The 11,407-nt window shown below is 60.2% G+C and carries 9 protein-coding genes; 1 reads left to right on the top strand and 8 read right to left on the bottom strand.

Features of this window, described 5'->3' with window-relative positions; translation table 11 throughout:
- Positions 1-28 precede the first annotated feature (28 nt).
- The 8 genes from B2696_RS01895 to B2696_RS01860 form a co-directional block, all read right to left on the bottom strand.
- Positions 29-592 carry a DUF1707 SHOCT-like domain-containing protein gene (locus tag B2696_RS01895; protein WP_373862536.1) on the bottom strand — a complete coding sequence of 188 codons (564 nt, stop codon included), beginning with the start codon at positions 590-592 and terminating at the stop codon, positions 29-31.
- 3 nt (positions 593-595) lie between these two features.
- Positions 596-1,513: a D-isomer specific 2-hydroxyacid dehydrogenase family protein gene (locus tag B2696_RS01890; protein ID WP_286953681.1), complete on the bottom strand. Its 918-nt coding sequence runs from the start codon at positions 1,511-1,513 to the stop codon at positions 596-598.
- A 2-nt stretch (positions 1,514-1,515) separates the two neighbouring features.
- The gene (locus B2696_RS01885; protein WP_286953680.1) at positions 1,516-2,445 is read right to left on the bottom strand and encodes a D-isomer specific 2-hydroxyacid dehydrogenase family protein; all 930 of its coding nucleotides are present in this window, start codon (positions 2,443-2,445) and stop codon (positions 1,516-1,518) included.
- Positions 2,442-3,674, bottom strand: coding sequence for a glutamate 5-kinase (proB, locus tag B2696_RS01880; protein ID WP_075730274.1), 1,233 nt, complete (start codon positions 3,672-3,674; stop codon positions 2,442-2,444). Before proB ends, B2696_RS01885 begins: the two co-directional genes overlap by 4 nt.
- 97 nt (positions 3,675-3,771) lie before the next feature.
- Positions 3,772-5,304 carry a GTPase ObgE gene (gene obgE / locus B2696_RS01875; protein ID WP_286953679.1) on the bottom strand — a complete coding sequence of 511 codons (1,533 nt, stop codon included), beginning with the start codon at positions 5,302-5,304 and terminating at the stop codon, positions 3,772-3,774.
- Positions 5,305-5,486: 182 nt separating this feature from the next.
- Positions 5,487-5,765 (bottom strand): 50S ribosomal protein L27, encoded by a 279-nt coding sequence (gene rpmA / locus B2696_RS01870; RefSeq protein ID WP_075730276.1) that lies wholly within the window; start codon positions 5,763-5,765, stop codon positions 5,487-5,489.
- Between the two features lie 40 nt (positions 5,766-5,805).
- A complete protein-coding gene (gene rplU, locus B2696_RS01865) occupies positions 5,806-6,111 on the bottom strand; it encodes a 50S ribosomal protein L21 (RefSeq protein ID WP_075730277.1) in 306 nt (101 codons plus the stop codon).
- Between the two features lie 217 nt (positions 6,112-6,328).
- Positions 6,329-10,246: a translation initiation factor IF-2 N-terminal domain-containing protein gene (locus B2696_RS01860; RefSeq protein ID WP_376778883.1), complete on the bottom strand. Its 3,918-nt coding sequence runs from the start codon at positions 10,244-10,246 to the stop codon at positions 6,329-6,331.
- Between the two features lie 264 nt (positions 10,247-10,510).
- Between B2696_RS01860 and B2696_RS01855 the strand changes: the two genes are divergently transcribed.
- Positions 10,511-11,299 carry a hypothetical protein gene (locus B2696_RS01855; RefSeq protein ID WP_286953677.1) on the top strand — a complete coding sequence of 263 codons (789 nt, stop codon included), beginning with the start codon at positions 10,511-10,513 and terminating at the stop codon, positions 11,297-11,299.
- The last annotated feature ends 108 nt before the right edge of the window (positions 11,300-11,407 follow it).

Genomic DNA, 11,407 nt, shown 5'->3' with positions numbered 1-11,407 from the left:
GCTATCCGCCGCTGAAGAGCTGTGAAGATTACTTGCCTAGCTCCCTGCGGCGTTCAGCCGCGCGTCGCAAGCGCTCTGCCCGCTCTTTTTCCTCAGATTCATTGAGCTCGTCAAAGATCTCTTCGTCTTCATCACTGAAGTTAGCCACGCTGCGTACTCCCCAGGCTGCCACGCCGGCCAGGGGGAACACGATCCAAAAGTAGTCCCAGTCGAAGACGAACAGGCCGAGGAAGAAAAGAATCATCGCGACGGCAAAGATTAAGCCATCAAATCTTTGCACCTTCTTACCGCGGGTGAGAACCTCATCGAGCTCCTCCTGCGCACGTGTTTCCGCCCGGATTGGCGCGGGGGCATTGGGGTGGGGTTCCCCTGCCACGGGGTCAGTGCCATCGAGGCGGGGTAGGTCGAGGAAAAGCTTCCGAATATCACCCCGGGTCTTGGCAATAGCTGCCTTGCCCGTGCGTTCCTCGAACTCGTTGATGTCGATGAGCCCGTTGGCAAAGTGTGTGCTCAGCTCGTCGAGCGCGCGGCTGCGCTCGCTGTCTCCAACGCGAATATTCTCAGAATCATCGTTCATGGAATTGACACTCATGGCCTAGTACCCCGCTTCCGCATTTACCTCGGTGGGAAGCGGCTTGCCTGCAGCGAAGGCCTCAGCCGCTTTGAGCGTATGTTCGCCGATGCGCTTGCGCACGGAATAAGGCGGGTTCGCTACGTGCGGGGTGATGATGCAATTGGGCATCTCCCACAGCGGGTGCCCGTCTGGGAGTGGCTCGGGGTCGGTGACATCGAGGCCCGCCCCGGCAATCTCACCGTTGCTCAGGGCCTCCACGAGCGCCGCGGTATCGATAAGCGGGCCGCGCCCTACATTGATGACCACGGCGTGGGAGGGCATCGCGGCGAATACCTCGGCGTTGCCCAAGTGATAGGTCTCGTCCGTGAGCGGGGTAAGGAATACAAAATAGTCGGCCTTGGGCCAGACCTTCTCCACCTCGGAGACGGGGTGCGTCTCATCGGCTCCTGCCACTGGGCGCCCCGAGCGGGTGACCGCAATGATGCGCGGTCCAAAACCGGAGAGCATCTCAATGAGCTTGGTTCCTATACCGCCCGCGCCAATGATGGCGACGGTCCTATCCTCAAAGAGGAAACTCGTATGAGCCTCAACCTCGTCGCGGTTGTCCCAGCTCGTGCCGACGCGCTTATGGGCATGCAGCTGAGCAAGCAGGAGCGCGATGGTTGATTCCGCCACCGTGGAATCATAAAGGCCGGCGGCATTGGACCAGCGCACGCCGGTTTCCGCGTGGGTCTTGCGGATGAGGTCGAGGACGTGGTCAACTCCGGCAAAGGGAACCTGCACGAAGCCAATGGACTCGGGCAAAGGATCGGGGAACTCCCCGGGAGCGCCGTTGAACACCAAAAACTCGGCCTCATCCAGAGGAACTTGGGTGTGACCTGCGGCATCGAGCACTGAGGTGGTCTCGGTCCACGGGTGAGGGAGGATGGCGTAGCGCATAGTTAATAACCTTTCGACGGATCCACACGGGTGGGCATAGGTTCATTGTGCAGGTATGCGGCCGCATTCGCATTAAAAATCTTGCCAATGTAGGCCATAGCCACGTGCGCGGAGGCCGCCATGTGCGGGGTCATCGTGCAATTTGGCGCAGAAAAGAGCGGGTGCCCATCGGGCAAAGGCTCCGGATCCACCACTTCCAGGCCCGCGCCAGCAATCTCTCCCGTAGATAGCGCGGTCACCAGATCATCGGTCACCACGGTCGCGCCCCGTCCCACGTTGATGAAGATAGCCGTGGACTTCATAGCCTTGAAACGGTCGGCGCCGATAATCCCCCGGGTTTCCGTGGTCAGCGGCAGAATAGAAACGAGAAAGTCTGCTCGCTCCCACACCGACTCCGCATCACTCATTCTCAGCGTCTCCGCGGCCCCCTCCACGGGCCTGCCCGAGCGATTTACCGCGGTGACGCGGACCCCGAAAGGCTCCAGCAGGCGAATGAGTTCCGCGGCAATTCCGCCCGCGCCGAGAATGACTACCTCGGTAGGGGTGCGAGGAGAGCTCAGCCAGGCCTGCGTGCGATCAAGTTCTTCGGCCACGCGCCACGTCCCAGCCAAGGCGAAGGCCTTGTGGTGGTGGGCTGCCGAAAGCATCAGGCCCAGCGCCGATTCCGCCACCGGCTTGGCAAAAGCCCCGGCGGCGTTGCACCACGGGATTCCGACTTCCCGAATCAGTCCGGCACGCACCAGCTTTTCGACGCCGGTAAAGCAGTGCTGCACCCACTCAATGCTCTCCGGTAGTTCGGGTACATCGGCCGGATCAGGCGCGGTGTTGACGTAGCACTGCGCTTCCTCCAGGTTGGGCACGAGGCTGTGGCCCTGTGCTTCGATATCTGCGATGGTCTCAGGCCACTGCTCCGGGCCCATGTGGAACTTCATAGGCGAGAAGCATAGTTGGAAAGATAATCAGCGTGAACGACCGACCTACGTTGAATCTCGGGCAGATCCTCGGTGTGCTTGCCTATGATCTGTGACAGCTCCTGCGAGTCGAAGCGGACTTCGCCGCGCCCAATGACCTCGCCTTCTGGCCCGATAATATCGATGATTTCTCCCTTGGAAAACTCTCCGATGACCTCGGTGATACCCACTGCCAGCAGGGAGGTTCCGCCCTTGGTCACGGCGTCCACGGCCCCTTGGTCAAGGCGCACTGCCCCACCCACATCTGCGCAGTAGAGGGCCCAGAACTTCCAGGCCGAAAGCTTGCGCTCCATGCGGGTGTGGAAGACGGTGCCCACGGAGGCGTCGGCAAGCGCGGGGCCAATGTTATCGGTGGAGGTGAGCAGGACCGGGATGCCACCACGGGCGGCCAGGCGCGCGGCCGAGACTTTAGTGGCCATGCCACCAGTGCCCACATTGCCGCCTTCACCAGCGTCAACGCCCTTGAGATCCTTGCCTGTGCGCACTTCATCGATGAAGTGCGCGCCCGGCTCGGCTGGGTTCTTGTCATAAAGCCCATCAACATCAGAGAAGAGGAAAAGCGCATCCGCACCGATGAGGTTGGCCACCAGCGCCGAGAGACGGTCATTGTCTCCGAAGTGCATCTCGGAGGTGGCGACGGTGTCGTTCTCATTGACGATGGGGATCGTGCGCAACTGGCGCAGGCGATCGATGGTGCGCTGCGCGTTGCGGGCCCGGTCGCGGTGACCGATGTCCGAGGCCGTCAGCAGAACCTGACCAATGGTGCGCTCATAGCGCGCGAAGGAACGCCCCCATTCATAGGCCAGGTGGACTTGTCCCACGGAGGCTGCAGCCTGCTTCGTAGCCAGGTCCGTAGGGCGACGGTTGAGCCCCAGCGGGCCCATACCAGCGGCAACGGCGCCGGAGGAGACGATGATGACGTCTGAGACGCCCATCCGCGCATGCACCGCATCGACGATATGATCGATCCTCTCCTGCGATACCAGGAAGTCCTGGTCCGTCAGCGAGGAGGAACCAATCTTGACCACGACACGCTTGGCGTTGGTGATCTGGTCGCGCAACTGCGAGGAATAACCTGCGGCCGTGGGGTTGTCTGCGAGTGGATCAGGAAACGGTGTATCCAGCGTGGGTCCCTCAAAGGGTTCCACGGGCAACGGACTGATGGACTCATTCTGTAATTCAGAAGACATGTCACTCAATAATACAAACCCGCGCCATGCTCGTCCCCACTATGCGGGGGGCAGGATCCTAACCCGCAGCTCAGGAGCCCTAAAAAGGCAGGCGCACCTAGCCCTGCCAGCGGTCACGGTTGGCGGACGCGCGCGTAACCTCTTCCTCTTCACCGAAGTCGAATTCGTCGACGATGCCACGCCGTGCTTGCGAAGCGCGTTTGCGCTCGGCCGCCGAAACGCGGTCGGTGCCCAGAAGGCGTGCGTCTTGGCCACGGCCTGCCATGGTGGGATCGCCCGCGGTCATGGGCTCCCATTCGAAGGTGATATCCCCGATGCTCACGGGGCAACCTTCCTCGGCACCCTGGCGGCGCAGCTCGTCTTCCACACCGGCCTTTGCCAGGCGGTCCGCCAGGTAGCCCACAGCCTCGTCGTTCTCAAAGTCAGTCTGGATAAGCCACCTTTCGATCTTCTCCCCCTCAACGATGAAGCCACCCGGAACCTGCGGATCCGGCATGACAGTAAAGTCCGCGTGGGACCCGGTATGCTTGCGTTTGCCGACGGCCCGGGGCCGGATAACGGTATGCTGCGCATCTGCCTTCGCCTTGGGCTGGGTCTTGCGGTGCTGCGTCACCATTTCCAGCAGCTTGTACTTGAGCGGCTCGAGGCCCTTGCGCGCCACGGCGGAAATAATAAAGACCGGCCACCCAAACTGGTCCTCCAAGTCTTGCTTGACAAACTCCGCCAGCTCCTCGGCCTCAGGCACATCCGCCTTGTTGAGGATGATGATGCGGGGACGCTCGCGGAGATCACCTAGGCCGGTATCCTCTTTGAGGGCTGCTTGGTAGTTCGACAGCTCCTGCTCCAAGGCCTCGACGTCAGAGACGGGATCACGCCCGGGCTCAATGGTGGCGGCATCGACCACATGCGCGAGCACGGCCGTGCGCTCGATGTGACGCAGGAAGTCTAGGCCCAGGCCCTTGCCCTCGGCCGCGCCCGGGATAAGCCCCGGGACGTCTGCGATGGTGAAGGATTCGTGGCCCATGTCCACCACACCCAAGTTGGGCTGCAGAGTGGTGAAAGGATAGTCCCCGATCTTGGGCTTGGCGGCGGAGAGTACAGAGATCAGCGAGGACTTGCCCGCAGAGGGAAAACCCACCAGTCCAACATCAGCCATGGATTTCAGCTCCAAGACCAGCTCGCGGGCCTGGCCGGGCTCGCCCTGCAGAGCAAACCCGGGTGCCTTGCGCTGGGAGGAAGCCAAAGCCGCGTTACCCAAGCCGCCGAAGCCGCCCTCAGCAGCGATGAAGCGGGTGCCAGGTACGGTTAGGTCCGCCAGGGTCTCGCCCTTCTGCGTGCGCACCACGGTGCCTGCCGGTACCTCGAGAATGAGGTCCTCCCCGCGCGCACCGTTGCGCCAGTCTCCAGCACCGTTGCCACCACGGCCAGCCTTGATGTGCGGACGGTAGTGGAAATCCATCAGGGTATGAATCTGGCTGGAGACCTCAAGCACGATGTCTCCCCCGTGCCCGCCGTTGCCGCCATCCGGCCCTCCCAGCGGCTTGAACTTCTCGCGGTGCACGGAGGTACAGCCGTGTCCACCATCGCCAGCCTGCAGGTGCAGGACAACGCGGTCAATGAATCGTGCCATGATGAATTTCCTCCCAAAAATGGTATCTCCCCAGCAGTCTAATGAACCAGGCAGGCAAGATGACAAACACGAGCGCCGAACCCGAGTCATGAAGCTCGATTGCGGCGCGTGCCGTGTGAAAAAAATAAGGCTCGAAACTCCCACCCGGGGAAGTTTCGAGCCTTAAGAACTAGAGACTTGACTTAAGCAGAAGCCTCAACTGCAGCCTGCTCGGCCGGAACGATGTTCACGATACGGCGGTTGCGCTTGATGCCGAACTCCACGGAGCCAGCCTCGAGTGCGAACAAGGTATCGTCCCCACCGCGTCCGACGTTCTCGCCGGGGTGGAACTTGGTGCCGCGCTGACGAACGATGATCTCGCCGGCCTTAACCTGCTGACCACCGAAGCGCTTAACGCCGAGGAACTTCGGGTTAGAATCGCGACCGTTGCTAGAGCTGGAAGCACCCTTCTTGTGTGCCATGTGGTTTCCCTCCTTTAAGGGGATTAAAGCCTAATCGGGCTTACTTGATGTCGGTGATCTTCAGAACGCTCAGCGGCTGACGGTGGCCCTGACGCTTGCGATAACCAGTCTTGTTCTTGTACTTGAGGATATCAATCTTCGGGCCCTTGGCGTGCTCGACGATTTCTGCGGAGACCGAAACCTTCTCCAGGTCGGAGGCCTTAGCCTTGACGGTTGCGCCATCGACGAGCAGAACCGGGGTGAGAGCCACGGCAGAGCCTGGCTCACCCTCGATCTTCTCGACCTTGACGAGGTCACCTTCAGCAACCTTGTACTGCTTGCCGCCGGTCTTGACGATCGCGTACATAGAGGGTTACCCCTTATCTAAACTCGACCGAGAGCGGCGGTGGTGCCACCCTCGAAATGGACATTAACGTTTGGCGTTTAGTTTCAGCGCGGACGCATACCATCCTCCATAGAGGGCTCGGTCCTGCGCTTTAAGACACTAAACAGCGACTGTCAAAGACTACCCCGTGGCGAATGAAAAGTACAAACCGCGTATTTTCCATTCGCGTGGCGCTGCCCTACTTGCTCAGTCGCCGTGCTAGGCGGCGCCGTCCCCGGCCATTGCCGCGGTTTGGCGCAGCGGATTCCTCCCAGGACTCAGCTGCAGACTCCTTTACGGTCGCCTGCTCCTTCTTCTCAGCTCTCCGTGGCGCTTGCCGCACCGCAGTCACCTTGCGCACAGCGCGCTTGCGACCGCGCCGAATCACCTTGGTCTCGGCACTAGGCTCTGCGGAAGGAGCCTGCTCCGGAGAAGTTTCCACAGGAGACGCGTGCTTCTTCTTCGGCTGCGCCTTCACTGTTGCCGCAGCGGCCTGCTTATGGCTCGCGCGCTTTGACGTATTGCGCACCGCCCTACGATGCCCCCGTGTCCGCGCTGGTTGCGCGGCGGCAGGTTCTGCTTGTGCGGGCTGCGCAGCTTGAGCAGCTTGAGCCGAAACAGCGGGATCTTCCGAAGCTGTCTCTGCGGAGACAGCGGACGTGCTGCCAACTGCGGAATCTACGTAATCTTCCGGACGCGGAGCATGATCAGAACGCGAGTTTCCACGCGTTGCGCGCTTGCGCCGCGGCGAGGCCTCAAACTCTGCCTGCGCCTGAGCAAAGGTCATACGGGAGGTACCCTGTGCCTCTGCCCGTGTCTCTACCTCTAGCTCCGTCGCCTTTGCAGGCTCCTGAGTAGATGCAGCGCGCTGTGCCGATCGCACCCCACGCCGCGACGTGCGACGTGATCGGCGTGCTGAATTGAGTTCTTTCGAGTCCTCCTTAGACTCACCTGAATGTTCAACAGTCCGCTCGACAACAGGCTCTACAGGGGGCTCATCTGCCACATAAGAGTTAAACTCCGCCACCTCATCTTGGGCCGCAGCGCTTTCCGCCGCCGCATAGCCAATGGAGGCTATGTCCTCCGCTGCCGAGGTGTGTTCAGAGCCTTCATGTCGGGACTCATGATGGCGAGGCTCATCGTGGTGGAGCTCGTCATGTCCACGACGACCGCGGCGTGAACGCTGCGCGCGACGCTTGCTTCGCTGGCCGTCTCCGGCATTCTTGTCGCCTTCTGCGTGCGACGCGTCCGAGTCTTCCTCATCATCAACGATGACATTGGCTACGAGATCCTCGATGGAATGGCGCTGGCGAGAATTGCGCTGCTGAGTGTCTTCTCCTTCCAGCTTCTTCTCCGACTTGTGTTGGTGAGCCTTCTTGGGATGACGCGACGCGTGATCATTGTGCTCTTCCTCAGCGATCTCATCCACGGGATACTCGTGGATGATGAGCCCGCGCCCATGACAGTGCTCACACTCGGTGGCGAAGGTTTCGATCAGGCCAGTGCCCAGACGCTTACGAGTCATCTGCACCAGGCCCAGTGACGTGACCTCCGAAACCTGGTGACGGGTGCGATCACGTTCGAGGGTCTCTTTGAGACGGCGTAAGACCAGATCCTGGTTTTCGGGCAGAACCATATCGATGAAGTCCACCACGATCATTCCGCCGATATCGCGCAGCCGCATCTGGCGCACGATCTCCTCGGCGGCCTCAAGGTTGTTACGGGTTACTGTCTCCTCCAGGTTTCCACCGGAGCCCGTAAACTTACCTGTGTTGACGTCGATGACCGTCATAGCCTCGGTGCGGTCAATGATGAGCGTGCCGCCCGAAGGCAGCCACACCTTACGGCTGAGTGCCTTGTGAAGCTGCTCATCGATGCGATAAGTCTCAAATGCATCCATGCCACCATGCTCTGCTGCCCGGTATTGCACGACGCGGTCCGCGAGATCGGGCGCCATTGAATCCACATAAGCTCGCACGACGTTATAGGAACGAGTGCCATCAACAACGAGCTGGTGGAAGTCCTCATTGAAAAGATCACGAACGACCTTAACCAGCACATCCGGCTCCTCGTAGAGGGTGACCGGCTTGGCTCCCTTGGAGGACTTTTCCTCGTTGGCACGCTCAGTGATGTCTTGCCAGGTGTTGTTGAGGCGGCGTACATCAGCGGCAATGGCGTCTTCCGGCACGTTCTCCGCCGCGGTGCGGATGATGGCACCCCCGCGACCCGGGATCACGTTTTCCAGGATGCCCTTCAAACGCTTCCGCTCCGGCGCGGGCAGCTTGCGCGAGATTCCAGCACTTCGACCACCTGGCACGTAGACCAAGTAGCGTCCGGCAAGGGAGATCTGCGTGGTCAACCGCGCACCCTTATGTCCGATGGGATCCTTAGCCACCTGCACGAGGACCTGGTCCCCAGACTTCAAAGCATTTTCAATCCTGCGAGCGCGACCGCCGAGCTTGGTTGAACGCCAGTCCACCTCACCGGCATAGAGGACGCCATTGCGCCCCTGTCCGATATCGACGAAGGCCGCCTCCATCGAGGGCAACACGTTTTGCACGCGGCCCAAGTAGATGTTGCCAATCAGGGAGGTCTGGGACTCACTGGTCACGAAGTGCTCGACGAGGAGATCATCTTCCAAGACGCCCACCTGAGTAACAACTCCCGCGCCATCCTTGCGCTGCTTATCGCGCACAACCATGGTGCGTTCGACGGATTCGCGGCGTGCTAAGAACTCTGCCTGGGAGACAATGTGCTGGCGCTCGCGGCCTTTTTCCCGCAACTCGGCACGGCGACGGCGTTGCGCCTCAATGCGCGTTGAGCCCTTGATTGCTTTGGGCTCCTCGATGAGATCTTCCTCGACCTCATCTCCTTCTGCGGCGGCATCCGACGTAGCCTTTGCCGCATGTTCTTGCGATCCCCGTCCGCGCGATGTCCCCCGGCGTCCACGCCGACGCGAACCCTTCGCTTCTTCCTCTTCCGAGTCATCTTCCCCGGTGAACTCAGGCACGGAAGCAGACGCCGGCTGCACATGCGGCGGCATAAACACAGGTGCTAATTCGTAAGTTTGAGAATCAGCGGCCGGCTTCGGAGTGATGATAGGCCGATAATCCTCGCCAAGATCGTCGAAGTCGTGCGATTGTTCACCGGCTTCCTCGAGGGCTTCCTGCAACTGGGCAACCACGTCCTCAGCAGCCTGCGCGTCAGCTACGGTTTCAGCACTCTGCGCTGCATCCTGGCTGCTTTCTGCGCTGCCTTCTGAGTTGGCCCCTGAATGCTCAGGATTCTCCACAGTATCGGCCAACTGCGAGTCGACCTTCTCTTCGATCTGCGCAATTTCGTTCTCGACGTTCTTGCGCACGCGGGTCCGCAGCTTTGCTTCCTGCTCATCTTCTTCGCCCGCGCTCTTGGCGCTCACATCAGCGTTTGCTGCAAGCAGAGCCAAGTTTTCGCTGTGCTCGGCCTTCTCGTCCTCGCCGGGCTTTACTTCGGCGACAGCTTCCTTGTCCTTCTTGGGAGAACTGGACTTGCGCACAGCCTTGCGCGTTGCTTTGCGGCCCGCCTTACGTGTCGTCTTCTTAGCGGGCTTTCCTGCTTCTCCTCCTGCTGCGCCCGCTACGTCTGCCGCTTCGTCTGCATTGTCTTGAACAGCAGCTGGAGTCTCCTCAACGCTAGGCGCGAGCTCCGGGTCCACTGCCTTGGACTTCTTAGTCGCCTTCTTTGGCTTCTCCGCGGCCTTTGTGGCGGACTTCGTAGTGGCCTTGCGACGCGGCTTAGTCGCCGGCTTCTTCGACTTTTTCTCTGGCCGCTCTTGCTGTGCTTGCTTGTCCTCTGCGGGCGCGGAAGCAACGAGGGAGTCAAGCAGAAGGACAACCTCCTGCTTGCTCACCGAAGATTGTGCAGCCTTCTTCACCCCTAGCTTGCCAAACTCCGTGACTATCTCCCGGGAAGCAATCCCTAGCTGCTTGGCCAAAGTGTAGAGGCGAGTCTTCGCTGGCAGGGCCTCCCGATCAATGTGCTGTGCGAAGGCAACCGCGGCAGCATGGCTTCCAGTATTTTCTGAAGCATTCTGGATCTTCTCGTTCTTCTTATTTTCTTGAGAGTTCTTCGACGCCATAAGTGGCTTTACTCCTGACAATGTTGGACCGGCTGCATCCCCGGGCGCAGGCAGCACGGCGTCATTGTTCTTCTTCTTTTCGAACCGTGCCACCGCCGCCACTCGAGGGCTCCGGTAGTAATGTGGATTTTTCTTATTCAATTCTTCGCCGGCGCTCTTGCGCGCGCCTCGGATTCCCGGCGGCGCCTACGGCTGTCCCCCATTCTTGCACAAACCGATGTCATAGGGGACTCAGACCACCACCGGAACTGTTATTCTCACGAGATGTCGCACTCCTCTCCCCCCGCTGCGCTCAATGGTCCTTTGCGGGGCGAGATTGCCCACTATCGCCATCGCAACCAGTTGGCACTTGGCAAGACTGCTTCGGTGTGCATACCCCTTGGCGTAGTGTTCACCAGCATTGCTGCAGGTGGGGCAATGCTCTACGCGGTAGCGGGCGTCTGCGCCCTCATTGCTTTGGTAGCAGCGGTTCCCTTAATTAAGAATCCACCAGCAGCGATTAGTGCATCCCAGACGGAGTTCAAGGACGGTGACTTTCCTGCCGTAGCCTATTGGGCGCCACTGCTGCCCATAGCAGCGCCGCTACTCGCCAGCCCCCTGGCAGATAGCTTTCCAGAACCCTCGCTTGATCCGCTCCTGCAAGTACTTTTGGGAGGCCTCTATTTGGGCTTGGCGACGGCTCTCGCGCTTTGGTCGATGTTCTCTCGCGCCTACCGCGTAGGTCGCCGCCGACTAGCGCGGATTCTATCTCAAGACTCTCTTGATGGAGTCACAGATGCCAGATTGCAAGCAGTCACCGATCACTCAAATGTCATCGCGGCTTTGTGCGCGTGTGGTGCCGTCGATGGGAACGAAGCTAGCGTGGGCGCGCTGAGCAAACTCAGTGGTATTCCGGTAGCGCAGATAGAGGAATTACTCCCCCAACTGTCTAGACTCGGTGTGATCAATGTGAATCAGACGGGCGCGCTTCTCAAGCCCAAGAAGTGGCAGGTCAGTCTCACTGAGGCTGGCATCAGATGCATGGGCCAGCTAAACCGTCTCTTCCGGTTGTAGAGTGCAGTGATTTTGTTGGTCAGCACCGAGCCCGATCATTCAGGATAAGCCGAATGACCTTGCTATTGCACTGCCAAGTTCTGGCGAGGCGGCCCGTCTGTGGATAAC

It is taken from the genome of Corynebacterium sp. UBA4397 (genome assembly GCF_002390965.1).
Lineage (GTDB): Bacteria > Actinomycetota > Actinomycetes > Mycobacteriales > Mycobacteriaceae > Corynebacterium > Corynebacterium flavescens.
This window is presented reverse-complemented; position numbering and strand designations above follow the sequence as displayed.